At 70.5% G+C, this 23,834-nt stretch carries 17 protein-coding genes; 5 read left to right on the top strand and 12 right to left on the bottom strand.

Annotated elements, in window-relative coordinates:
• The 6 genes from ACWDVW_RS31375 to ACWDVW_RS31350 all read right to left on the bottom strand — a co-directional run.
• The coding region (locus tag ACWDVW_RS31375; RefSeq protein WP_449956250.1) for a family 43 glycosylhydrolase at positions 1 to 2,996 on the bottom strand (2,996 nt) is incomplete at its 3' end.
• A gap of 71 nt (positions 2,997 to 3,067) precedes the next feature.
• Complete coding sequence (locus ACWDVW_RS31370; protein ID WP_449956247.1) at positions 3,068 to 7,804, bottom strand: galactose-binding domain-containing protein; 4,737 nt, start codon at positions 7,802 to 7,804, stop codon at positions 3,068 to 3,070.
• Between the two features lie 130 nt (positions 7,805 to 7,934).
• Positions 7,935 to 9,887: a glycoside hydrolase family 127 protein gene (locus ACWDVW_RS31365; protein ID WP_449956244.1), complete on the bottom strand. Its 1,953-nt coding sequence runs from the start codon at positions 9,885 to 9,887 to the stop codon at positions 7,935 to 7,937.
• A gap of 2 nt (positions 9,888 to 9,889) precedes the next feature.
• Positions 9,890 to 10,804, bottom strand: a complete 915-nt coding sequence (locus tag ACWDVW_RS31360; RefSeq protein WP_350695389.1) for a carbohydrate ABC transporter permease — start codon at positions 10,802 to 10,804, stop codon at positions 9,890 to 9,892.
• A 4-nt stretch (positions 10,805 to 10,808) separates the two neighbouring features.
• Positions 10,809 to 11,726: a carbohydrate ABC transporter permease gene (locus tag ACWDVW_RS31355; RefSeq protein WP_449956240.1), complete on the bottom strand. Its 918-nt coding sequence runs from the start codon at positions 11,724 to 11,726 to the stop codon at positions 10,809 to 10,811.
• Between the two features lie 103 nt (positions 11,727 to 11,829).
• The gene (locus tag ACWDVW_RS31350) at positions 11,830 to 13,128 is read right to left on the bottom strand and encodes an ABC transporter substrate-binding protein (RefSeq protein WP_449956237.1); all 1,299 of its coding nucleotides are present in this window, start codon (positions 13,126 to 13,128) and stop codon (positions 11,830 to 11,832) included.
• A 613-nt stretch (positions 13,129 to 13,741) separates the two neighbouring features.
• On the opposite strand from ACWDVW_RS31350, the gene ACWDVW_RS31345 reads away from it, so the two are divergent.
• Positions 13,742 to 14,764, top strand: a complete 1,023-nt coding sequence (locus ACWDVW_RS31345; protein WP_350695394.1) for a LacI family DNA-binding transcriptional regulator — start codon at positions 13,742 to 13,744, stop codon at positions 14,762 to 14,764.
• A 105-nt stretch (positions 14,765 to 14,869) separates the two neighbouring features.
• Here the strand turns inward: ACWDVW_RS31345 and ACWDVW_RS31340 are convergent, their stop codons facing one another.
• Positions 14,870 to 15,988, bottom strand: a complete 1,119-nt coding sequence (locus ACWDVW_RS31340) for a LacI family DNA-binding transcriptional regulator (RefSeq protein WP_449956234.1) — start codon at positions 15,986 to 15,988, stop codon at positions 14,870 to 14,872.
• Positions 15,989 to 16,388: 400 nt separating this feature from the next.
• On the opposite strand from ACWDVW_RS31340, the gene ACWDVW_RS31335 reads away from it, so the two are divergent.
• Complete coding sequence (locus ACWDVW_RS31335; protein ID WP_449956232.1) at positions 16,389 to 17,627, top strand: cellulose binding domain-containing protein; 1,239 nt, start codon at positions 16,389 to 16,391, stop codon at positions 17,625 to 17,627.
• A 75-nt stretch (positions 17,628 to 17,702) separates the two neighbouring features.
• On the opposite strand, the gene ACWDVW_RS31330 is transcribed toward ACWDVW_RS31335, so the two are convergent.
• The 4 genes from ACWDVW_RS31330 to ACWDVW_RS31315 all read right to left on the bottom strand — a co-directional run bounded on the left by ACWDVW_RS31330 (position 17,703) and on the right by ACWDVW_RS31315 (position 20,716).
• Entirely contained in the window at positions 17,703 to 17,909 is a 207-nt protein-coding gene (locus ACWDVW_RS31330; RefSeq protein WP_350695398.1) for a helix-turn-helix domain-containing protein, read from the bottom strand.
• Positions 17,909 to 18,388 carry a DUF2975 domain-containing protein gene (locus ACWDVW_RS31325; RefSeq protein WP_396752426.1) on the bottom strand — a complete coding sequence of 160 codons (480 nt, stop codon included), beginning with the start codon at positions 18,386 to 18,388 and terminating at the stop codon, positions 17,909 to 17,911. The genes ACWDVW_RS31330 and ACWDVW_RS31325 overlap by 1 nt, the downstream gene beginning before the upstream one ends.
• Before the next feature lie 63 nt (positions 18,389 to 18,451).
• Positions 18,452 to 19,828 carry a transaminase gene (locus ACWDVW_RS31320; RefSeq protein ID WP_449956228.1) on the bottom strand — a complete coding sequence of 459 codons (1,377 nt, stop codon included), beginning with the start codon at positions 19,826 to 19,828 and terminating at the stop codon, positions 18,452 to 18,454.
• A 69-nt stretch (positions 19,829 to 19,897) separates the two neighbouring features.
• The gene (locus ACWDVW_RS31315; protein ID WP_449956225.1) at positions 19,898 to 20,716 is read right to left on the bottom strand and encodes an SAM-dependent methyltransferase; all 819 of its coding nucleotides are present in this window, start codon (positions 20,714 to 20,716) and stop codon (positions 19,898 to 19,900) included.
• A 210-nt stretch (positions 20,717 to 20,926) separates the two neighbouring features.
• Between ACWDVW_RS31315 and ACWDVW_RS31310 the strand changes: the two genes are divergently transcribed.
• Positions 20,927 to 22,174 carry a cysteine desulfurase-like protein gene (locus ACWDVW_RS31310; protein ID WP_449956222.1) on the top strand — a complete coding sequence of 416 codons (1,248 nt, stop codon included), beginning with the start codon at positions 20,927 to 20,929 and terminating at the stop codon, positions 22,172 to 22,174.
• Positions 22,175 to 22,286: 112 nt separating this feature from the next.
• Here ACWDVW_RS31310 and ACWDVW_RS31305 read toward each other — a convergent pair whose 3' ends face one another.
• Complete coding sequence (locus ACWDVW_RS31305; RefSeq protein WP_449956219.1) at positions 22,287 to 22,670, bottom strand: hypothetical protein; 384 nt, start codon at positions 22,668 to 22,670, stop codon at positions 22,287 to 22,289.
• 50 nt (positions 22,671 to 22,720) lie between these two features.
• Between ACWDVW_RS31305 and ACWDVW_RS31300 the strand changes: the two genes are divergently transcribed.
• Together ACWDVW_RS31300 and ACWDVW_RS31295 are read left to right on the top strand one after the other, a co-directional pair.
• Positions 22,721 to 23,374 (top strand): TetR/AcrR family transcriptional regulator, encoded by a 654-nt coding sequence (locus tag ACWDVW_RS31300; RefSeq protein ID WP_449956216.1) that lies wholly within the window; start codon positions 22,721 to 22,723, stop codon positions 23,372 to 23,374.
• A 46-nt stretch (positions 23,375 to 23,420) separates the two neighbouring features.
• On the top strand, positions 23,421 to 23,771 hold the full coding sequence (locus ACWDVW_RS31295; protein WP_449956214.1) for a UBP-type zinc finger domain-containing protein: 351 nt from the start codon (positions 23,421 to 23,423) through the stop codon (positions 23,769 to 23,771).
• The last annotated feature ends 63 nt before the right edge of the window (positions 23,772 to 23,834 follow it).

The following is a 23,834-nucleotide window of genomic DNA, read 5'->3' as shown; positions in this document are numbered from 1 at the left end:
TACGCACTCTCCAACACCACGTCCACCGGACCGTCGTGATCATTACGCGCCTGCACCGCCACGAACGCCTTCCCGGCCACACACCGCGCCTGCACGGTGACCGTCACCGGCACCTCGGGCCGGACGCCCGGGTCGTCGGCGAACACCCGCCACTCGGTGACGGCGACCGCCGAGTAGGTGGTGCCGTTGCCGTTGGCCCGGATGGTGGCCCGCAGCCTCGACGTGGTCACCGGGTCGAAGGAGACGGTGTTGAACGCGGTGGTGCTGGTGCCGTACGGCGAGGCGCCGGTCACGTCACGCCAGGCCGAGGCGGTGGCGTCCCAGTACTGCACCACCCACCCGTCGGGCTGGGCGACACCGTCTCCGGTGCCCTGGTTGGAGTCCCGCCAGAACTTCAGCTCGGTGCCGGTGATCCGGACCGGGCGGCTCCAGTCGTACTGGATCCACTGGGTGGCCGGGCGGCTGCCCGACCAGGTCCCCCAGATCTGCGCCTGGCTCGGGTTGGTCGGGTCGGCACCGTCGTTGAGCGCGGTGACGCTGTTCCAGCCCGCCGTGAACGAGGCGGTCGGGGTGCCGATCGGCCCGATGTTGCCGGTGAGCGGCCCCGACAGGTCGGCCGGGATGACGACCGTCTTGGCGGTCTCCAGGTTGCCCGCCACGTCGATCGCCCGGTACGACACCGTGCGCCGGTTCGCGTCGGGTGCCGGGATCACGCCGTCGTACGTGGTCCAGGCGCCGGTGCCGAGGGTGTACTCGATCCGGGCGACGCCGGAGGTGGCGTCGGTCGCGGCGAGCGTGACCGCCCGCGTGGTGCTGTTCACCGTGGCGGTGCTGACCGGGGCCGTGGCGTCGACGCGTACCTCCAGGGAGGCCGGTTCGGAGACGTTGCCGGCCCGGTCGGTGGCGGTCGCGGTGACGGTGTGCCGGCCGTCCCCGGTGACGGTGACGTCGACCGACCGTACGTCGGTGGCCTCGACCGGCGTGCCCGATCCGACCCGCGCGGAGATGGCCATCCGGCCACCCCGGTCGTCGACACCGGCGGCCCGCACCCGCACCGTGGACCGGAACCAGCCGTCACTGCCGGCGCTGCCGCTGGGCGTGAGCGTCACCGTCGGCGGCGTCACGTCTCCCTCGGTGTCGTCCGGCGAGATGACGGTGACCTGCGCGGAGACCCGGTCGGCGGCGTAGCCGAGCACGGTCCCGCCGATGGTGAACGTCCGGGGCTCGGCGACGTCCGCGGGCCGCACCTCGTCCCAGTAGACCGGCACCCGCAGCGTCTGCGCGCCGAACGACACCGGCAGCGTGTCCGGCAGGTCGGTCTCGCCGACCTCCACGGTCATCGCCGGGGCGGTGACCGACTCCGGCTGCGCGGCGAGGACCTTCCACTCCTCGACCGCCACCCCGGAGTACGTGCTGCCGTTGGTCGACGCGTCGAACACGGCGCGCACCTGCGTGGTCGTCACCGGGTCGAAGGTGGTGTTCTGGAAGCCCTGCGTCGCGGTCGGGAATCCGCTCGGGTTGGGCACGTCGGCCCACTGCCCGGTGTCCAGGTTCCAGTACTGCATGCGCCAGCGGGCCGGCGCGGCGACACCGACGCCGGTGCCCTGGGGCTGGTCGTTCCAGAAGTCGATCTGCGAACCGGAGATCCGCATCGGCTGGTCCCAGGTGTACTGCACCCACTGCTGCGGCGGGTTGTTGCCGGTCCAGGTGCCCCACATGTCCGGCGGCAACGGGTTCGACCGGACGATCTCGTCGTTGAGCGCCTTCACCCAGTACTGCACCGGTACCGGCTCGTTGGAGACGGTGACCCGGGCCTCCTGGGCGATGTTCGGCCGGGGGGTGAGGTCACGTCCCTTGGCCGGGGTGGGCGTGACGAGCTTCATCCGGGGCGGGGTCAGCGAGTCGTCCCACTCGACCGGGTCGATCGCCACCGAGCGCCGGAAGTGACCGCCGCCGACCGCGTCGGCGGTGTGGTATGCCAGGTACCACGTGCCGTTGAACTCCAGGACGCCCGGATGGCTCGTGGTCGAGGAGACCGGACGCAGGAAGGTCCCCCGGTAGGTCCACGGTCCCTCCGGCGACGCGGCCGTGCCGTAGGCGAGGCAGGCGTGGTAGTTGGCCGGGGTGCACTGCGAGGTCGGGCCGGCGTTGTTGCCGGCGTACGCCATGTAGTAGGTGCCGTTGCGCTTGAAGGCCCAGGCACCCTCGAAGAATCCGGTCAGGCCGGTGACGGTGCGCGGGGCGCCGATCGGGGTCTTCATGTCCTGCTGGAGTTCGAGCATCCGCAGTTGGCTGAAGGAGCCCCACCAGATGTAGACGCGCTGGTTGGGGGCCTCGCCGTCGACCAGGATCGTCGGGTCGATGTTGTGGATGGTGTTCGGTGTGGGCACCCGTTGGGAGATGATCGGGCCCCCCGCGTGGTCGGTCCACGGGCCGGTCGGGCTCTCCGACACGGCCACCCCGATCGCGAACCGGTCCGAGGCGGTGCTGTTGCGTTCGTGGATCGGGACGTACCAGTAGTAGCGTCCGTCGACGCCCTGGATCACCTGGCCGGCGTACGCGCGGCCGGGGGTGGCCCAGGCGAAGGCGGTCTCCGGGCGCATCAGCGACGGGTAGTGGGTCCACTCCCCCGCCTCGACGTCGGTGGTCCGGAAGGCGCCCCACTCGTTCATGATGAAGTCGTTGGTGGACGGTCCGGCCTGGTCGTGGCCGGTGTAGACGTAGAGCTGGTCGGCGTCGGTGTCGTTGCCGGGGGCACCGGCGCGGACGACCATCGGGGCCGGGTCGGCGGAGTAGTAGCTGCCGTCGCCGAGGATCGGGTTGACCGTGTTGGTGAAGGTGTACGACTGGGGTTCGGCGGCGTACGCCGGACCGGCGACGCCGGCCAGGCCGGTGGCGACGAGCCCGACGGACGCGGCCACGGCGATCGCCCGGCGCCATCGGCGCGACGGCCGGGTGGACGGTGGGGCCGCGCCGCGTCCCACGGTGGTGTTCACGGTGTCGATCTCCTCACTCGTGCGCGGGGGTGGTGGCGGCGCCCAGGCCGGGCGCCGCCACCACGAGGGGGTCAGCCGCAGGTGAGAGCGCCGAACGGCGCCTCGAACTCGACGGTCACCGGCTCACCGTCGACGGTTCCGGTGGCCTTCACCGTCGCGGTCCCGGCCTGCACCGACTTGGCGCGGGTGTTGAACGCCTGGAAGGCGGACTTCCCGGGTGCCACCTCGGCGACCGTCCGCGAGCCGTACGGCGTGACCAGCTCGATGCGCAGCGGCACGTCCTCGGCGTTGCGGGCGTTGACGGAGACGTAGACGTTGCTACCGGTGCAGCGCGTGCTGGCCTGCACCTCGACGTCCCAGACCGGAGTCTGGGGCGGGTCGCCCACGGTGAGGGTCAGCGTGGTCCGGGTGGCCCCGGCCTGGCTGACGTACGGGGGCAGGATCAGGTCACCGATGATGGTGTAGCGGCCGGGGGTGTTGACGATGTTCTCGTCGAAGTCCCAGTCGACACCGATGGCCTGGTTGTCCCGCGAACCGTCGTTGTAGGAGACCTCCACCTTGTCCGGCAGGAACGGCAGCTCGCCGACCTCGACGGACTGTTCGAAGGTCTCGGCGCCCTGGATCGAGATACCGCCGGTGGACATCTCCGGCCGTACGTAGATCCGCGCCTCGGCGATCAGCCCGTACGCGTCGTTCGTGCCGTAGACCACGAACGGGTCGACGTTCGGCTCGGCGACCTGCTCGGGCGTGATCTCCTGCCAGTTGAACGCGACCTGGCCGCGCTCGCCGCTGGCGTAGACGGCGTCCAGCGTGCTCGGCAGCGTCGGCACGTCACCGACACCGGTGCGGATGAGCACCGGCGAGCGCACCGAGTCGACCGTCTCGCCGTTGGCCCGCCAGCGCAGCACACCGGTTCCGGCGCCGCTGCCCTGCACGCCCCAGATGCGGATGCGCAGGTAGCTGGTGCTGACCGGCTCGAACTCGAAGCTGTTGAACCGGTTGGTCGCCAGCCCACCGGCGTACGTGGTGCCCTCGGCCAGCGTCACCGGAGTCCAGGTGGTGCCGTTCGTCGAGGTCTCGATGGCGTACGTGCCGGCGTTGGGGCGACGGGTGCCGCCGTTGTCGTCGTACCAGTAGATGTCGGTCGAGGAGAGTCGCACCGGCGCGCTCCACCGGTACTGGATCCACGCCTCCCGGGCGGTGCTGGTGCCGTTCTGCGGCTGGCCCCAGTTGCCCCAGCCACTGCCGGCACCCGGGTTGGAGTTGTTCGGGGTGGTGGGCTCGTTGACCCGCGAGTGGTTCTCCCACGACGCCGTGCCGCTGGTGCTGATCGTGGCCGAGGCGCCGAACTCCGCGGTGACCTCGCGCTCGGCGAGCGTGACCGACACGTTCGCCGTCGACCGCTTCTCGCCGTCGTCGGCCCAGAACCGGAACACGTAGTCACCGGCGACGGTGCCGGTGACCCGGGTGGTCAGCGCCCGCGCGTCGGCGAAGATGACGCCGGCGCCCTGCGGCGTGGAGACGGTCTCCCAGCCGAAGGTCAGGTCGCTGTCGTACGGGATGCCGTCGTCGGCGGCCGTGGCGACGAGCCGGGTGGACAGGTTGCCGTCCGCCGAGCCGTCCCGGGTGGCGGTGACCACCGGCGCCTGGTTGGTCACGTCCGGCACGTCCCGCCCGGACTCGAACACCTGGATCTCGCTGATCGCGGTGAAGTGGGTCGGGCTGTTGGTGAAGGTGACCCGGAGCTTGTCGGTGGTGACGGTGTCGAACAGCGCCTCGTTGAACTTGGCCGACGGTACGACCGGGTTCTTGAACTGGTCCGGCACCTCCTTCCAGCCGCCGTTGCCGTCGGGCACCTGCACCCACCAGCGCGCCGGCTCGCGGTAGCCACCGGCCTGCCGGTCACTGACGAAGAAGACCTTGACGTTGTCGAGGCTCTTGGCCGAGCCCAGGTCCAGCTCGATGTAGCCGTTGCGCTCGGTGGTGCCGTAGTTGCCCCAGTACGGCTCGTTGGCGGTGATCCCGTCGGTGACGGCCGCCAGCGACACCGGACGCTCGGTCTCCGAGATGGCGCCGGGCGTGTAGTTCATCGAGGTGGTGCTCCAGCCGGGCGTGTGGAACTGCCGCCACGGCGTGGGCCGCACACCCTGCTGGGTGTACGAGGAGCTGAGCTGGGCGCCCTGCGCCAGGTTCGGCGCCTCCTCGGTCAGGTCGATGCCGGCCGTCTTGAGGTAGCTGACGACGCGGTCGTCGGAGATCGGGGTGTCCACCGCGCTCGGGAAGTCGGCCCCGGTGGTGGCGGTGAAGGTGACGGTCACACCGTCCTCGGCCTGCGCCTGGTTGGTGTTCGGGTCGTAGGTGACCTTGCCGAGCTTGTCGGTGGTGACCTTCTTCTCGCCGTTGAGGAAGAGGCTGTAACCGGCGCCCAGGCCGTACTTGCTGCCGTCCGGGTCCCAGACGATGGTGACGTCCTGACCGTGGTACCGCAGGTTGTTGACCATGAAGTGCTCGTAGCCGAACTGGATCGGCCACAACTCGATCTTGTCATCGGAACGCGGCTGGATGCCGCCCATGTCCTCGATGAAGATGTAGTTCATGTTGCCGAGCATGATGTGGTTCTGGTTGTTGCGGTTGTAGGAGCGCGTCGTCGGGTTCCAGTTGGAGTAGTACTCGGCCTGGTTCGCGACCCGCATGTCCGCGTTCGGGTAGATGCTCCACGCCATCCAGTCCAGCAGCCGCTTGGCGTACTCCGGGGTGATGTACTTCTGCTCCGGGTCGTAGTGGCGCAGCGCCGACCGCACACCGCGGTACTGCACGGTGAAGTTGATGTTCGAGAAGTTGTTCGAGCCGCCGATCCCGTACACCGACCGGTCGTACTGGTTGGCGGTGTAGAACGGGAAGATCGGGAAGTTGTCGCCGTAGGTCAGGAACCGGAACCCGTCGACGTACTTCTCCCACTGGTCGGTCGGGATCAGGTTCTCGGCGTAGATGTCGTAGAGGTTCGTCTCCTTGGCCGGGATCAGGTTCCGGGCCGAGGCGGGCAGCGGGTTGGCCCGCCCGTTCGCGGTCGCCGCGCTGCTCGCGCCGTGCGACGTGCCGGCCAGGAACATCCGCAGGTCCGGGCTCCACAGCCGGGTCAGGATCGCGTCCCGGATCTCGTCGGCGCTGGTCCCCATCGCGTCGATCTTGGCCTGGTCGGCGTCGGAGATCTGGTAAAGCTGGCGGGCCGCGTCGAAGGCGCCCCACACGTACGCCGACTCCGGCCGCTCGATCGTCCGCGCGCCCGGTGCTCCGGCGTTCACCTTCGGGAAGCCGAACGTGATCGCGTCGGCGTCGTTGCCCGGCATGTAGTTGGTGTCGTACGCGATCAGCTTGTCGTCGTTGCCGTCGTAGTGCTCCAACTGGCCGACGCCGTCACCCTCGAAGTACTGGGCGAACTTGCGGGCGACCTGCTTGCCACCGCCGTGCACGTTGTACGCCTCGAGCCCGGCCGTGCCGAGGTACTGCGAGTAGTGGTTGTTCCAGCTCGTGTGCCCCGGGCTGTCCAGGAAGGCCGACGAGCCGGAGAGCTCGCCGATGTTGAGGATCTGGCCGTAGCCCAGGTAGGGCGTGCGCAGCCACTTGGTGTCCTGTAGGTGCATCGGCTGGGTCAGCGCGACCGAGTTCTGATAGAGGTTCACCCCCTCGATCGTCGTGGGGTACTGGTAGACGTGGCCGGACGCGTTGGCGTCGAGCGAGTTGTAGCGCTCGCCCCACCAGCGGTACACGATGGCCTTCTCCATCGCCGCGTCCGGGACGTTGATGTACGGCACGTCCTGGGCCCAGCGGCGGTGGAAGGCGGTGATGCCGGTCCGCACGGCCGTGGCCGGCGACAGGTCGGCGTACTCCTGGTAGCTCTCCACCGTGTCGGGCAGCGTGGCCGAGGAGACCGCGCCGACCACCGACAGCGACAGCGAGCCACCGGCCGGGACGGTGATCTCCCGGTCCAGGTTGCTGCCGGTACGCGTGAAGCCCGAGCCGGTGAGGTCCATCCGGACGACGTCCCACGGCGTGTCCACGAGCCCGTTGTTCGAGCCGCTGGTGATGGTGCGGGTGCCGGTGAGCGCGCCGTCGCCCGCCGCCTGGGTGGCCAGCGGCGACGCGGCCCGGACGGTGAAGGTGGCCGGCGAGTCCCCGGGGTTGGTGAACTCGATGGCGGTGACCGCCACGTTGTCGTAGGTGACGAACTTGGTCAGGTCGGCGCTGACCCCGGTGGAGCCGATGGTGTAGCGGCTCTTGGCGTGGCTGGGTGCGTTGAACCGGTTGGCGTTCACCTCGGACACGGTCTGGCCGGGCACCGTGACGGTGTAGAGGTTGCCGAGGTTGTTGGGGCCACCGACGAACGTGTTGCCGGCGAAGCCCATCACGGTGAAGTTGTTGTTGGTCGCGCCCCGCATGTAGAGGGTGCGCCCTCGGGTCATCAGCACCGCTGACCCGAGGGTGCCGCTCACTCCGAGGATGCGGTCGAGGTAGTAGTCCGTGCCGCCGGCGGCGAGGTCGGCGTCGAAGATGGACTGGTGCATGCTGCCGGCGGTGAACGGTACGCCCGGCCGGAGCTGGTCGGCGACGTTGCCGACGTTGCTGTAGACCGGGTCGCCGATGTCCATGACGTGGTTCTGACCATTGGTGTGGACCCCGACGTCGCCCTCGTTGCCGGGCAGGACGGGGCCGGCCGCGTGGGCCGGGGACGATACGGCGACCGTCCCCGACACCACGAGCGCGGCAAGGGCACCCCAGAGGGGCACCCTCCGCACGCGTCTGCGGATCATCTTCTTCCTCCTTGATATCGGCGCGGGTGGGCGGGTGAGGCGGTCCCCCACGTCGCACCTAGGTGGTGATTCGAGCGGCTCCTGGTGGTGCTGCCGGCGCGGGCCGGAAGTATCGGTGTGAGCGTTAACATCAGCTCCGCCCCCGGCCCTGCTCCGGCAGGGCACCGTCGACGGGGATCCAGACCCGCATGGTCGAGGGGCCACGGTTGGCCCAGGCGTGGTACGGCACCAGCGTCACCTCGTCGAACACCTCGGCCGGCGCGGGCGACGACTCGGCGACGTCGGCCCGGTAGGGCCATTCGTGGTCGTGCGGGCGCACCCGGCGGCACCGCACCACCACCCGGCCGTCGATCAGCCGGGGCGGTTGGCTGGTGTCGACGCGCAGCTCGTCGACGGTCGCCACCTCCGGCACGTCCACCGACTCCAGCGCGAACACCAGCGGACCGCGCTCCACCGCGACACAGCCCCGCACCGCGTCGATGCGGCTGTCCGGATGGGTGAACCGGGGCGCCATCGGCAGGGCCAGGACGACCTCGTCGCCGCGCCGCCAGGTGCGCTGCTCGGTGAGCATGCCGGGGGCGACCGGCCGGGTGGCTCCGGCCACGGTGACGGTGGCGCCCTCGACGGCCCAGTCCGGCACCCGCAGCGACAGCGACCACGGGCGGTCGTCGTCGCTGTCGACGCGTACCCGGATCTCGCCGTCGTGCGGGTAGTCGGTGCTGATCACGAGGCACCGTTCCCGCCCGTCGGGGAGACGGTGCGCCACCGTTCCGGGCAGGTACTGGTGCAGTTGCAGGCCCTCGTCGTCACAGGTGGCGGCGTACGCGCCGAGGCTGGCCACGGTGCGGGCCACGTTGGTCGGGCAGCAGGAGACCTCGAACCACGGCGCCCGCAGCGAGGCCGCCGCGCGCAGGCTGGGCCGGTCGGCGTCGGGCACCGTGCCGAGTTCCCGGCGGTGCAGCGTGTTGGTGTAGAAGAAGCTGCGCCCGTCGGTCGACGGCGAGGTCGACACCACGTTGAACAGGGTCCGCTCGATGAGGTCGGCGTAGCGGGACTCGCCGTCGGCGAGCAGCAGCCGCCAGGCCAGCATCACCGAGCCGATGCCCGCGCAGGTCTCCGAGTACGCCCGGTCCGGCGGCAGCATCCAGTCCTCGCCGAACGCCTCGTCCTGGTGTCGGGAGCCCTGCCCACCGGTGACGTAGGTGCGGCGGGTGACCGTGTGGTGCCACTGGCCGCGTACCGCGTCCAGCAGGCTGGCGTCCTTCAGCTCGACCGCGACGTCGACGGCACCGGCGGCCAGGTAGTTCGCCCGCACCGCGTGCCCGCGCAGGACGGTGGCCTGCCGGATCGGGGTCTCGTCCTGGAAGTACTCCCGACCGAACTCGATGTCGGCGAGCCGGCCGTGTCCGCGCCGGTCGACGAAGAGCGCGGCCTGGGTCAGGTAGCGGTCCTGGCCGGTGGTGCGGGCCAGTTCCACCAGGGCGGTCTCGATCACCGGGTGGCCGCAGACGCTGTCGATGCCGTCCGCGCCGAACGTCTCGCAGACGTGGTCGGCGGCCCGGCAGGCGATCTGGAGCAGGCCGTCGTCGGCACCCGGCCGGGTCCGGGCCCGGGCCACGGCGGCCTGGACGAGGTGGCCGATGCAGTAGAGCTCGTGCCCCCATTCCAAATCCGACCAGCGCGGTTCCTGTCCGGGACGGCCGAACTTGGTGTTCAGGTAACCGTCCGGCTCCTGCGCCGCGCCGACCCGCCGCACCAGGGCGCGGAACCGTGATTCGAGATCGGGGTCGGCGGTCCGGCCGATCTCCCACGCCATCGCTTCCAGGAACTTGTAGATCTCCGAGTCGGAGAACTCGCGTCCGCGCCGCTCGCCGGAAAGGTCGCCGTCCACCGCCAGGTCGAAGTTGCGGACCCAGCCCTCCCGTTCGAGCCAGTACGCGATGTGGTCGAGGGTCACGCCGCCGTTGACCGACTGGCGCTCGGCCCAGAATCCGCCCGCGATCCGGACTTCCCGCAGGTCGAGGGGGCGCAGGCGACCCCGGACCGGCAGGACGGGTGCGGCCGGATGTGCGTTGCCGCTCATGGTCATCCTTTCAGCGCGCCGGACATGAAGCCGCGCACGTAGTGTCGTTGCAGCAGGAGGAACAAGACGATGCACGGCAGGGCGAGTACGACGACGCCCGCTTCGGTCGCCCCGTAGTCGACGACACCCTGGACCTGGCCGCGCAGGTTGGACACGGCCAGCGGCAGCGTCATCTTCTCGGTGTCGTTGATCAGGATCAGCGGGGCCATGAAGTCGTTCCACGCGGCGAGGAAACCGAAGAGACCGACGGTGATCAGACCGGGTTTCACGGCGGGCAGCAGCACCCGCCACAGCGCGCTGAACGACGAGCACCCGTCGACCATCGCGGCCTCGTCGAGTTCGCGGGGCACCGCCTCGAACGAGATGCGCATCAGGAAGGTGGAGAACGGCAACTGGAACATGGTCAGCACGAGCGCGACACCGACCAGGGAGTTCTGCAACCCCACCTGGTTGAGCAGCACATAGAGCGGGATCAGCAGCGTCGCGTACGGGACCATCAGGATGGCCAGGGTGAGCAGGAACAGGATGTTCTTGCCCGGGAAGCGGAACCGCGCGAAGGCGTACCCGCCGAGGAAGGAGATCAGCAGCGTCAGCGCGACGGTGAGCAGCGAGACGAACGCCGAGTTGCCGAGGTACCGCCAGACGCCGGCCTGGTAGGCGGCCAACGTCTGGTAGTTGCCGATGCCCCAGCCGTCCACCTGGTTGGTGCCCGGTTGCGGGGAGATGGAGGCGACCGCGGTCCAGGCCAGCGGCGCCAGGAAGATCAGTGCGACCGAACCGGTGAACACCCAGTACGGCGTACGCAGCGCGATCCCGGCGATGGTGGTCCCGGTCGGCTTCTTCGGCCTCGACGGCTCCGGCGCGGACGGCGGTGTCCCGTCGGCGACGGTCGGAGGGGTGCGGGAGTCGACGGTCATCGGATCAGTTCTCCTCGGACCGGAAGGCGCGCATCTGCAACGCGTTGATCAGGATCAGGGCGACCAGCACGATGACGGAGATGGCCGCCGCCACCCCGAGGTCGTTCTGGCCCTGGAACGCCACCATGTAGATGAGCTGCACGACGGTGATCGTGCTGTTGTCCGGGCCGCCCTTGGTCAGGATGTAGAACTGCTCGAAGGCGAGCAGGGAGCCGGTCACGCAGAGCACGGTCGTCAGCGCCAGCGTGGGGCGCAGCAGCGGCAGCGTGACCTTGCGGAAGGTCTGCCAGCGGGTCGCCCCGTCGGTACGCGCCGCCTCGTACACGTCGGCCGGAATTCCTTGCAGGCCGACCAGCATGAGCACCATGTAGAAGCCGGCGTACCGCCAGACGATCAGGAAGGTCGTCGAGAACAGCGCCGCGTTCGGGGAGCCGAGGAAGGTGATGCCCAGGCGATCCATCAGCGGGGCCAGCGGGCTCGCGTACGGCGAGTAGATCACATAGAACAGCAGCGACGCCGAGGCCAGGCCGAGCGCGCTGGGGATCAGGAACGAGGCCCGCAGCAGGTTGTTCCACCGGCTCGACTCCTGCACCAGCAGGGCCAGCCCCAGGCCGAGCGCCAGCAGCAGCACGGTCGCGAGCGCGGTGTACTTGAGGGTGAACACCACCGAGTCGGTGAAGAACCGGTGCTCGACCGCCTTCACGAAGTTGTCGGGCGCGTTGAACCCCTGGTCACCGGTGAGCAGCGGCCACCGCGACAGCGACATCTTGACGACCAGCAGCAGCGGCACGGCGAACAGCAGTGCCACGAAGACCGCGGTCGGCGTCGCATAGAGCCAGCCGAGCAGTGCCTGACGACCTCGGGGACGGGCGCGGCGCCGTGTCGCCGCACTGGGCGGGCGAGACGGAGCGGTGACGCTCATGGGAACCTCTCGTTTCCTTCGCTGACAGGCGGACCGTGGGCGCGACGTGGGCGTGTGCCGACCGGTAGGGACTCCTCGGGCGGCACACGCCCACGCCGGGTACCTACTGCTTCAGGACGGCGCTGACTTCGCCGTTGTCCTTCTGCAGGTCGCCGTTCCCGTTGAGCACCTGGTTGCGGACGAGGGTCAGCCACGGGCTGTTCGGCGCGTTGAACGCCTGCTGGAAGTTGAGCGCGACCGGGGTGTCACCCTGGCCGGCCACCTCGTTGATGGTCACCAGGCGTGGGTCCTCGGCGGCGTACTTGTTGTTGGCCAGGTCGGCGCGGGAGACCACGTCCTTGTTCTTGGCCAGCACCTCGACCTGGGCCTCCTCGGACATCATCCAGCTCAGGAAGTTCCACGCCTGGGCCGCCTTCTTGGAGTCCTTCGAGATGCCGATGCCGTCGCCACCGACGAAGGTGGAGGCGCCGCCGTTGGGGCCGGGGATGCCGGCGACACCGACGTCGAACGGCGTCGAGGAGAGCAGCGTCGCCGGGTAGAACATCAGGCCGACCTTGCCCTCGGTGAAGGCGGCGGTCCAGGTCGGACCGGTCTCCCCCGCCGAGGCGGGCAGCACGGCACCGGAACGCCACAGGTCCTGCCAGGTGCTGAAGACCTTCTGCGCGGTCTCGTCGGCCAGCTTGGACTCGGTGCCGTCCTCGCTGAGCACCTGGCCGCCGTCGGCCCAGATGGACGGGAACCAGGTGAAGACCAGACATCCGCCGCAGTTCAGGCCGGCGGCCGTACCGTAGACGCCGTCCTTGCCCGAGGCCTGCACCGCCTTGGCGGCGGCGGCGTACTCGGCGAGCGACGCGGGCGCCTTCTCCGGGTCGAGCCCGGCGTCCCGGAACAACTGCTTGTTCCAGAACATCATCGACAGGTCCAGCACGAACGGCAGGACGTGGGCCTTGTTGTCGACGGTGCCCGCCGAGAGGTGCCCCTTGTTGATCTGGTCCTTGAAGTCCAGACCGTCGATGTTGGAGCTGAGGTCCTGGAACAGGCCCTGGCTGACCCAGTTCGGCACGTAGACGATGTCGGCGGCGAAAAGGTCCGGCAGGCCGCCGGAGCCGGCCGCCGCGCCGACCTTGGCGACGTAGTCGTCGTTGGGTACGACGGTGAGCTTGACCTGGTTCTGGTGCTTGGCGTTGTACGCGTCCACCAGCAGCTTCGCCTGCTTCTCCAGTGGCGCGCGGGTCCACAGGGTCAGCTCGCTGCCGTCGTCGACGCCGGTGGGGCCGGCCTCGGCCGCGCTCGGGCCGCTCGGCTCGTCGCTGCCGCAGGCCGCCACGGCGAGGACCATCGTCGCCGCCATGGCTCCGGCCAGCGAACGCAGGGCAGTACGCCTGCCCAGGGTTTTCCTCATGATTCCTCTCCTAGTCTGCATCGATGCTCGCCGGGGAGCCGCGTGGCGGTTCCCGTGAGCCGGGTAGCGGGGTTCCGCTCTTTTCGGGTGGGACCGGAGCCGCCGCACCGGCCGTCGGCCGTGGCGCCCCCCGTGGACGTGATCGGCGAAGCCGGATGATCAGGTACGGCCGGCGGGTGGCCGGCCGGGCAGGGTCAGGGTGTGGACAACAGATCGCCGACGGGGTTCCGCCGAACCGAGGTGTCGTGTGGACGGCCCGAGACGGCACCGTCACACCGCTGCGTCGCGCGGGCCCGTTGCACCGGTGACGACGACGCGGCCCGCACCGTCTTCGTGGGCGATGCCTCGTCCGTCCTCATCGGTGTCGCCTCCCGCCGGGTTCGACGGAACCGGCACGGCAAGCCGCACCGCCGCCGAGGTGGTCGGTATCACTTTCCGCCGCTAGCGTGTCCCACGAAAACGGTTTCGGCAAGATGTCGGACGGGTAAAACCTGAACCTGTTTCGGTGTGGGCTTCACCTTCCCCTGCATGCACTCTGCGCTCTACGCTTGCCCCGGATACGGGGGCGGCGACCACCTGCCGGCCGTCCTGAAACTCTTGCGAAAGGCTTTCGGTGGGTCGACGACGATCACAGTCAGTGACGCTGAGTGACGTGGCCAGCCGGGCCGGCGTCTCGGTCGCGACCGCGTCCAAGGCACTCAACGGACGCGCCGAGGTGGCCCAGGCCACCCGGGAACGCGTGCTGCGCGCGGCCGGCGAACTCTCCTTCCAGCCCAACGCGCTGGCCTCCGGGCTGATCAACGGCCGCACCCGCACCGTGGGCCTGCTCACCGACGAGTTGGGCGGCAGGTTCGCCATGTCCATCCTGCTCGGTGCCGAGAACGCCCTCGGCAACGAGCAGATGTCGGTGCTGCTCTGCGACGCCCGGGGCGACGCCATCCGGCGCCAGCACTACATCCGTACGCTGCTGGCGCGGCAGGTCGACGGGTTCATCGTGGTCGGCGACAGCAACGAGGTGGGACCCTCGCTGACGCAGGACATCCCGGTCCCGGTGGTCTACGCCTACGCCGAGTCGACCGACCCCCGGGACCTGTCGGTGATCGCCGACGACGAGGGCGGCGCCCGACTCGCCGCCGAGCACCTGGTGCTGCACGGACGACGGCGGATCGGGCACATCACCGGCCCGGACAGCTACCGCTCGGCGCGGGACCGGGCGGCCGGGCTGCGGACGGTGCTCACCGAGGCGGGCCTCGACCCCGCCGGGGACCCGCTGTTCGGCGAGTGGTCCCAACGGTGGGGCCGGCACGCCGCCCGCCTGCTGCTGGCCGCCCGCCCGGACGTGGACGCGATCTTCTGCGGCAACGACCAGTTGGCCGCCGGGGTCGCCGACACACTGCGTGACCTCGGCCGGCGCATCCCGGACGACGTGGCGATCGTCGGCTACGACAACTGGGAGTTCTTCGCCGCCGACTGCCGACCACCGCTGACCACCGTGGACCTCAACCTGGAGCGGCTCGGCGCGACCGCGGTCAAGCACCTCTACGCCGCCCTCGACGGCAACCCCGGCAGCGGCGTGATCCGGCAACCCGGCCGCCTGGTCGTCCGCGAGTCGACCGGACCGGCGGTGCACCGCTGAACCGCGCACCGGGGCGCAGTAGGCGCTGCCGATCGAGGAGGTCGACGGGGACTCCAGACGCGGTGCCGACGTCCGCAGCCGGCCTGCGGCGGACGCCCACCGGGGCTAACCGATCAGGCTGGCCGGTCGCAGCGCGCGCAGCGGTCGACCGGTACCGCACGGGGTCGCCGCGCTGCGCCGGCTGATCAACTCCGGCACCAGCAGGTCGCGCCGTCGCACCGGCGTCTGCTCCGCCGGGTCGAGTTGCGCCAGCAGCAGTCCCAGGCTGCGCCGGCCGAGTTCGGCGAAGTCCTGCCGCACCGACGTCAGCGGCGGCAGGAAGTGCGCACCGTCCGGCGTGCCGTCGAAGCCGACCACGCTGACGTCCTCCGGCACCCGCCGACCCGCCTCGTGCAGCGCTCGCAGCACGCCGAGGGCGAGTTGGTCGCTGGCGCAGAAGACGGCGGTGACGTCGGGGTCGGCGGCCAACCGCTCCCCCTGCTGGTAGCCGGTGCTGGCGCTCCAGTCCCCGGGGAGGACGGCGGGCACCGGCGCACCCGCGGCCCGCAGGGCCTCCCGCCACCCACGGATCCGCTCCTCCGCCTCCGGCCAGTCGTCCGGGCCGGACACGTGGTGCACGGTGGTGTGCCCGAGGTCGAGCAGGTGCCGGGTGGCGAGCCGGGCGCCCGCCACGTTGTCGATCTGCGCGCTGGCGATCTCGTCGCTGCACCCGCCACCCACCGTCACCGCCGCCAGTTCGCCCGCCGCCTCGGCCAGCGCGCCGGCCATGGCGGGCTTGGGCGCGATGGCGATGAGCCCCTCGACCGACTGCCGGCGCAGCCAGTCCGCCGCGTCGAGCACCGACCGCCGGTCCAGGTGCCGCACGCTGGCGACGCTGACGAAGTAGCCGGCGGAGCGGGCCGCGCCCTCGATGGCGTAGAGCATCGAGGTCGGCCCGTAGAGCGGGCTCTCGTACCCGATGATCCCGAGCGTGCCGGAGCGCCGGGTGACCAGGGCGCGGGCCGCCGGGTTGCGTTGGTAGTCCAGCTCCCGCATCGCCGCCAGCACCCGCTGGCGGGTGTCGTCGGCGACGTACGGGTGACCGTTGAGGACCCGCGAGACCGTCTGGGAGGACACCCCCGCCCGAGCCGCGACGTCACGCATGATCGATCGACCGGTGGACCGTCCGGTGCCGGCCCCGCGGTTCGCCGCGCGTGCCCGTGCCCCGCCGCTCTTCTCGATCATCGTCTGCTCTCCTCGCCCAGAGGTCCCCGATGCGTCGCCCGTGCCGCCGGGACCGATGGTCGGAGCACGCTCGGAAGACCCCGGTGGTCTGATCTCCGACAATGAACCTCGAAAACCGTTTCGGCAATCCCTCTCAGGAGATCTCTGGTGAAAACCGACCCTGGAGATCATTGGATTTCGGTGCCGACGGCTCGCCGGGAGGCCCGCACTGGAGGCAAGTGGGCCAGCCTCGCCTACGAAAACCTTTTCGGCAAGACCCGAGCGTCGAATACGGCAGGGTTTGCGAACACTTGGCCACTCGGCCAACCCGCCCACCTGCCACCATTTAGTTTACATCGACGCCAATCTATCACCGTCGGTGTGTCCACCGACGGCGTTTCCGACACCGGGAGGACCACCCATGAGATCACCCCGAACAGGACTACGGCTCGGCGTGGCGGTCGTCGCCACACTGGCCTTCACCGGCGGGGCCACCCTGGCGGTGACCGGCGCACAGGCCGCCGCCCCGGGCTGCCGGGTCGACTACCGGGTGACCAACCAGTGGTCCGGCGGGTTCGGGGCCGAGGTGACCGTCACCAACCTCGGCGACCCGCTCAACGGCTGGACCGTGACCTGGACGTACGGCGCCGGGCAGAGCGTCACCCAGGCGTGGAACGCCACCGTGACACAGAGCGGCAGCCGGGTCAGCGCGACCAACGTCGCCCACAACAGCGCCCTGGGCACCGGAGCCGCCACCTCGTTCGGCTTCAACGGCTCGTGGAACGGCAGCAACCCGGCGCCGACCACGTTCGCGCTCAACGGCGTCACCTGCACCGGTGCGCCCGGCACCCCGGCACCGACCACGCCGGCCCCGACGACCCCGGCACCGAGCCCGACCACGCCGCCGCCGACCAGCGGCTGGAACCCGCCCGCGCACCTGGTCAACCCGCTCAACCAGGTGTGGCAGCACGTGGAGCAGACCTACAACAACGGCAACCTGTACGGGTTCCGCAACTACGGCTGGGACCAGGTGATGGCCAACCGTGGCTACCTCAACTTCTGCGTCCGGTGGGACTCCAGCGCCACCGTCACCGCCGCCCAGCGCGACCAGATCCACGCCACCCTCGCCCGGCAGTACAAGAAGTGGATGGACGTGATGGTCGGGCACAACGCCTGGCCGTACCAGCAGGTGCCGATCAGGGTGGTCGGCTGGGCTGTCCGCAACCGCAGCCAGCTCCAGTGGACCGACACCAGCGTCGACGTCTACGTCAACAACATCCGCGAGAACGCCCCGCAGTGCGCCCCCGAGTGCGGTCGCTTCTTCAACCAGGGCGGTCAGTACCCGAACTGCCCCGGCGGGGTGGCCCGCCACTACGACCAGTCGCTCTGGCTGACCGACGGGTTCGGCGGCGGTGCCGGCGGCGACTGGGGTCAACGCATGGGTCGCGAGTACTACATGAACAACCTCAACGCCGAGAACATGCACATCCTGCTGCACGAGATAGGCCACACCTTCGGCCTCGACGACTTCTACGACTGGACGCCCAGCGGAGTCGGCGGGTTCCTGATGCGGGCCGGCAGCGCCAGCTCGATCACCGAGTTCGACGCCTGGATGTTCCGGGACTGGTGGCGGCACCTCAAGAGCCGCTACGGCTACTGACCTCCAGCCCCGCGCTCGGCACTCCTGACCGCGACACCCTGCGGGGCCCGACCATCCGGTCGGGCTCCGCCAGGCTCACTCCTCGACCCATTCGAGCAGGTCACCGGGCTGACATTCGAGCACCCGGCACATGGCCTCCAGGGTGCTGAACCGGACGGCCTTGGCCCGGCCGTTCTTGAGCACCGCCACGTTCGCCGGTGTGAGCCCGACCCGATCGGCGAACTCACCGACGCTCATCTTGCGCTTGGCGAGTTGGACGTCGATGCGTACCACGATGGGCATCAGATCACCGCTTCCATGTCGGTCCGCAGCGTGGTGGCCTGTCGCAGCAGCGCGCGCAGCACCACCATCAGCAGCCCCAGCACGGCGACGCCGGTCGAGAGCAGGAGCAGCAGGAACGGGACTCCGGGGTCGTCGGCCCTGAATCCTACGTAGAGGAACACGGCCACCAGCACCACCCAGGCGGCGGCGACGGCCCACACGATCACGTCCACCCAGACCAGCGAGGCCGGGCTGAAGATTCGGTCATTCTTGACCAGGGTGAGCAACTTCCAGGTGGCGACGACCACCACCTGGACGCAGAGCACCCAGAAGACCGTGACCGCGGTCAACGGCCACCGCAGGTACGCCTGTTCCGGTGACTCCTGCGCCATGTGGGCGAACTGCCCCGGCAGCGAGAGGGTCTGGAACACGACCAGGATCCCGAACAGCACCACGAGGAAGACTCTGAGGGCGGCCACCGCCCAACGTGTCACCAGCATGTATCGACTATCACTCGCTAACTATCGATAGTCAATAGGTTTCGACTGTTCCCATCCGATCGGTCACCCCACCAGCTCGCCCAGCGCGTCGCCGAAGACCTCGTGGTGTCGGCGTACGTCCTCGACCGTGGTCTGCGGACACATCAGCGCCATGTTGTGGAACGGGGTCATCAGGATCCCCCGGTTGAGCAGGTAGACGTGCAGGTAGTCCTCCAGGTCGGCATCGGCGCACCGGGCCGACTCGGTGCCGGTACGCGGAGCCGGGTCGACGAATCGGTACTCCACCCGCGCGCCGAGCCGACTCACCGACCACGGCACCGCGTACTCGGCGAACAGCGCGCCCACCCCATCGGCGAAGCCGGTCGCCACCTCGGCCATGCCGGCGAACGCCTCGTCGGTGAGCACCTCACGCAGGGTGGCCAGGGTGGCCGCGATCGACACCGGGTTACCGGCCAGGGTGCCGCCCACCCCGCCCATGTCGACCAGGTCGAGGTCGGTCCGGCCGGTCAGCGCGGCGGCCAGTTCGGCGGAGAGGCCGTACGCGCCGACCGGGATGCCGCCGCCGATGGCCTTGCCGATGGTGACCACGTCCGGCGCCAGGTCCCAGGCGGCCGTCGCGCCGCCCGGCCCGGCGGAGAACGTGTGCGTCTCGTCGTTGACCAGGTAGGTCCCGTGCTGCCGGGTGAGCGCGCGAACGCCGTCGAGGTAGCCGGGCTCGGGCAGCACGATGCCGATGTTGGTCAGCGCCGGCTCCATCAGCACCGCGGCCACGTCACCGTGGGCGAGTTCGCGGGCCAGCCCGTCCAGGTCGTTGAACTCGGCGACCCGGCTGGTGGCGGTCACGTCGCAGGGAGCGCCGACGTTGCCCGCCCGGCTGGTGGGCCGCCCGTCCGGCCCGACCACGATCAGCGACTCGTCCACCGATCCGTGGTAGCAGTAGCTGTTGACCAGGATGCGTGGGCGGCCGGTGACGGCGCGCAGCAGCCGGATGGCCCACCGGTTGGCGTCGGTGGCGGTCAACGTGAAACTCCAGGCGGGCAGCCCGAAGCGGCGGGTCAGCTCGGCACCGACCGCCGCCGCCTCCTCGGTGGGCAGCATGGTGGCCGCCCCACCGAGGTCGGCGAGGCGTCGGGTGACCGCCTCGACCACCGGTGCCGGAGAGTGTCCGGCCATCGCCCCGGTGTCCCCGAGACAGAAGTCCACGTACTCGTTGCCGTCGACGTCGGTGACCCGGGCCCCGCGCGCCCGGTCCAGATAGACCGGGAAGCCGGCCGCGTTCTTGTTCATCCAGGTCATCGGGACCTTGCCGAACAGGTGCCGGGCGTCGGCGTACGCGGCGGCCGAGCGGGGGTGGCGGTCCACGAACGTGGACCGCTCCCGCGCGAGCAGCCGGCCCAGACGGGTGCGGTCGACGCCCTCAGCTTCGAAATCCGTCGGCATCGGGCGACAGTACCAACGAGATGGCCTGCCAGCTAGATGCCGGACGACTGATTACTGCCGCTGACCCGGTCAGGGCTTACGACCGACCGCGCAGTACTGGTCGATCTCCTCGGGCAGCTCGGCCGGGTCGCCGTCGGGACGCCAGCGGGTCACCGAGACCACGCCCGGCTCGACGAGTTCCAGTCCCTCGAACAGTCCGGCGATCCGTTCCGGGCTGCGCAGGTGGTACCGGGGGTTGGCGGAGAGGTTCCAGATCCGGACCGCCTCGGTGACCGCCTCGCTGGTGTCGCTGCCGTCGTACATCGCGAGGTAGCTGCCGGAGGGCAGCCGACCGAGCAGGCCGTCGATGATCGACTTCGCCTCCTCGTCGGACTCGACGTGCCCCAGGATGCCCATCAGCATCACGGCGACCGGCTGGTCCAGGTCCAGCGTCCGGGCCGCCTCGCGCAGGATCCGGTCCGGGTCGCGCAGGTCCGCGTCCACGTAGTCGGTGGCACCCTCGGGCGTACCGACCAGCAGGGCGCGGGCGTGTGCCAGCACGAGCGGGTCGTTGTCGACGTACACGATGCGCGCGTCCGGGGCGACGGACTGCGCCACCTCGTGGGTGTTGTCGGCGGTGGGCAGGCCGGTGCCCACATCCAGGAACTGCCGGACGCCCGCCGTACCGGCCAGGTGGCGCACCGCCCGGGCCAGGTACGCCCGGGACAGCCGGGCGTTCTGCGCGAGTTGCGGCAGGTTGGCGATGATCTGGTCGCCGACCTCGCGATCGGCGGCGAAGTTGTCCTTGCCGCCGAGCAGGTAGTTCCAGATCCGCGCGGTCTGCGGCACTCCGGTGTCCAGAGTGGGCCTGTCCTGTTCGCCGCCGTTCACCGCCGTGCCGTCCACCACGTTCGCACCCTCAGTCTCATTCGGACCAATGTCGTCTTCCGGGCGTCAGCCTAGACCGCCGAATCGGCCATCGCCGCCCCCGCCGCCCGTGACTACGCGCACCGACCGACGGGCCGACACCGTGTGACCGGCGCACCGGCCTGCACTATGTTGCAGGCGTCGCGCCCCTCGCCGGTGCCGGACCACCCGCTCGACCGCCAGGAGACCGAGATGACCTCCACCGCATCCGCCGGACCGACCGGGTTCGACGTCGCCGCGCTCCGCGCCCACTTCCCCTCGCTGGCCTCGGGCATCGCACACTTCGACGGCCCGGGTGGCACGCAGACACCCCGGCCGGTCGCCGACGCGGTCGCCGCCACCATGACCGCGCCGATCTCCAACCGGGGCACCGGCGCGGTCTCGGAGACCAACGCGGACGCCGCCGTCGGCGCGTTCCGGCTCGCCTACGCCGACCTGCTGGGCGTACCCGCCGCCGGGATCGTGCACGGCCGCAGCGCCACCCAGTTGACCTTCGACTTCTCCCGGACCCTGGCCCGCGACTGGGGTCCCGGTGACGAGGTGGTGGTGACCCGGCTCGACCACGACGCCAACGTCCGGCCGTGGGTGCTGGCCGCCGAACGGGCCGGTGCGCAGGTGCGCTGGATCGACCTCGACCCGACCACCGCCGAGCTCGACCCGGCCTCGGTGGCCGCCGCCGTCACCGAGCGGACCCGGCTGGTGGCCGTCACCGGCGCGTCGAACCTGCTCGGCACCCGACCCGACGTCCGGGCGATCGCCGACGCCGCGCACGCGGTCGGCGCACTGCTCTTCGTCGACGGCGTGCACCACGCGGCACACCAGTTCGTCGACGTGCCGGCGCTCGGCGCCGACTTCTACGTCTGCTCGCCGTACAAGTTCCTCGGACCGCACTGCGGGGTGCTCGCCGCCGACCCGGGCCTGCTGGAGACGCTGCGACCGGACAAGCTGATCCCGGCCACCGACGTGGTGCCCGAGCGCTTCGAACTCGGCACCCTGCCGTACGAGATGCTGGACGGCGCCACCGCCGCCGTCGACTTCCTCGCCGACATCGCCCCCGGCGACGACCCGACGCACACGTCCCGGCGGGAGCGGCTGCGTGCCTCGCTGCACGCCGTCGACGCGCACGAGACCCGCCTGCGGCAGCGGATCGAGGAGGGACTGGCGGACCTGGGGCCCGACGTGGTCGTCCACTCCCGGGCCGCCGACCGCACCCCGACGCTGCTGCTCACCCTGCCCGGCCGCAAGACCCGCGACGCCTACCGGTTCCTGCTCGACCACGACGTCCTGGCCCCGGCGGGTTCCTTCTACGCGTACGAGCCGTTCCGTCGCCTCGGCCTGGACGACGAGCACGCGCTCCGGCTCGGCCTGGCCCCGTACAACGACGACAGCGACGTCACCCGCGTCCTGGACGGCCTCGCCACCTTCCTCACCCGCGTGTAAGGAGGGGTCCCCTGCTAACGCCTCGTGTATAGCAGGGGACCCCTCCTAACATCCCCGGTCGCCGGGGAGACGCGGGTCGAGGTCCGCCGGGATCGTTCGGGGTCGGTCGGGATCAGGCGTCCAGGCGGACGGTGACGGTGACCCGGCCCTTCCCGTCGCGTCGGGCGACCGCGTGGCCGGTGCGGTCCACGCCGTCCAGGTGCAGCGTGATCGGGCCGCCCTCGCCGAGGAAGTTGCGCCACCACTTCTTGGCGTCGGCGAGGCCCACCGGGATCGTCACCGTGTCGCCGGTACGCCGGTATCCCACCGGGGTGCTGAAGGTGCGTCCCGAGCGGCGTCCGGTGTAGGTGACGACGGTCAGATACCGACTGACCAGGCGACCCCATCGGCGCGAGGAGCGCAGGGTCAGGGCACAGGCGTTCACCCGCGCGACGGCTCCGGCGGGCAGGGAAATCCGGTAGCGCACCACACCTCCAGGGATCTCGGTGCCCGCCAACGTAACAGGTTAAGCGGAGGGCACCATCCGCTTACGCTAAAGTGAGAAGGATGAGTGGGACCGCCTCTCGGATGCCGGATGTGGACGGGCTGCGCGCCGACGCGCGACAGAACCGCGACCGGATCGTCGAGGTCGCCGGCGCACTGTTCGCCGAACGCGGGCTCGACGTGCCGATGGCCGCGATCGCCCGCCGCGCCGGGGTCGGCGTCGCGACGCTCTACCGCCGGTTCCCCACCAAGGCGTCGCTGGTCGCCGAGGTCTTCGCCGACCAGTTCGCGGCCTGCGTGTCGGTGGTCGACGAGGCCCTGGCCGACCCCGACCCGTGGCGCGGCTTCTGCACGCTGGTCGAGAAGGTGTGCGCCATGCAGGCTGTCGACCGGGGTTTCAGCGCGGCCGTCGTCGCGTCGCTGCCCCATGCCATCGACCTCGACCGGGAACGCGAACGCGGCCTCCGGGGGTTCGGCGAACTGGTCCGACGGGCCAAGGCGGCCGGGCGGCTGCGCCCCGACTTCAGCGAGGACGACCTCGTCCTGCTGCTGATGGCCAACGGCGGTATCGTCGCCGACTCCGCCGACGCGGCGCTGGCCGCCTCCCGACGGCTCGTCGCGTACCTGTTGACGTCCTTTGCCTGCGACGGTCCCCTGCCGCCGCCCGTCGCGCTCAGCCTGCGCGACGTCCCACACCTGGCCACGAGCCGGACCTGACCCGCCGCACCCGGCGGTGACCACCCACTTCTCACGGAGGAGACCCATGGACGGCATCGACCCCTCGGTCCCACCCAGCGGCCCCGGATGTGCCGACTGCGAGGCCGCCGACCCGCCGGGCTGGTGGGTCCACCTGCGGCGCTGCGCCCGGTGCGGGCAGGTCGGCTGCTGCGACTCGTCGCCCAGCCAGCACGCGAGCGCCCACGCCGCCGCCACCGGCCACAGCTTCGTCCGCAGCTACGAGCCGGGCGAGGAGTGGTTCTGGGACTACACCCAGCAGACGATGTACGAGCAGGGTCCGGAACTCGCCGCCCCCGCACACCGCCCCCTCGACCAGGGCGTACCCGGCCCCACCGACCGGGTCCCCCGCGACTGGCGGCGACACCTGAACCGCTGACGGATGTTAGGAGGGGTCCCCTGCTATGCACGAGGCGTTAGCAGGGGACCCTTCCTTACATCA

The sequence above is a fragment of the Micromonospora sp. NPDC003241 genome, assembly GCF_053589795.1.
This window is presented reverse-complemented; position numbering and strand designations above follow the sequence as displayed.

Bases quoted from the DNA above. Each gene is read 5' to 3' on its own strand.
- ACWDVW_RS31370 (WP_449956247.1), bottom strand. From the start codon at position 7,804: ATGATCCGCAGACGCGTGCGGAGGGTGCCCCTCTGGGGTGCCCTTGCC.
- ACWDVW_RS31365 (WP_449956244.1), bottom strand. From the start codon at position 9,887: ATGAGCGGCAACGCACATCCGGCCGCACCCGTCCTGCCGGTCCGGGGT.
- ACWDVW_RS31360 (WP_350695389.1), bottom strand. From the start codon at position 10,804: ATGACCGTCGACTCCCGCACCCCTCCGACCGTCGCCGACGGGACACCG.
- ACWDVW_RS31355 (WP_449956240.1), bottom strand. From the start codon at position 11,726: ATGAGCGTCACCGCTCCGTCTCGCCCGCCCAGTGCGGCGACACGGCGC.
- ACWDVW_RS31350 (WP_449956237.1), bottom strand. From the start codon at position 13,128: ATGAGGAAAACCCTGGGCAGGCGTACTGCCCTGCGTTCGCTGGCCGGA.
- ACWDVW_RS31340 (WP_449956234.1), bottom strand. From the start codon at position 15,988: ATGATCGAGAAGAGCGGCGGGGCACGGGCACGCGCGGCGAACCGCGGG.
- ACWDVW_RS31335 (WP_449956232.1), top strand. From the start codon at position 16,389: ATGAGATCACCCCGAACAGGACTACGGCTCGGCGTGGCGGTCGTCGCC.
- ACWDVW_RS31330 (WP_350695398.1), bottom strand. From the start codon at position 17,909: ATGCCCATCGTGGTACGCATCGACGTCCAACTCGCCAAGCGCAAGATG.
- ACWDVW_RS31325 (WP_396752426.1), bottom strand. From the start codon at position 18,388: ATGCTGGTGACACGTTGGGCGGTGGCCGCCCTCAGAGTCTTCCTCGTG.
- ACWDVW_RS31320 (WP_449956228.1), bottom strand. From the start codon at position 19,828: ATGCCGACGGATTTCGAAGCTGAGGGCGTCGACCGCACCCGTCTGGGC.
- ACWDVW_RS31310 (WP_449956222.1), top strand. From the start codon at position 20,927: ATGACCTCCACCGCATCCGCCGGACCGACCGGGTTCGACGTCGCCGCG.
- ACWDVW_RS31300 (WP_449956216.1), top strand. From the start codon at position 22,721: ATGAGTGGGACCGCCTCTCGGATGCCGGATGTGGACGGGCTGCGCGCC.
- ACWDVW_RS31295 (WP_449956214.1), top strand. From the start codon at position 23,421: ATGGACGGCATCGACCCCTCGGTCCCACCCAGCGGCCCCGGATGTGCC.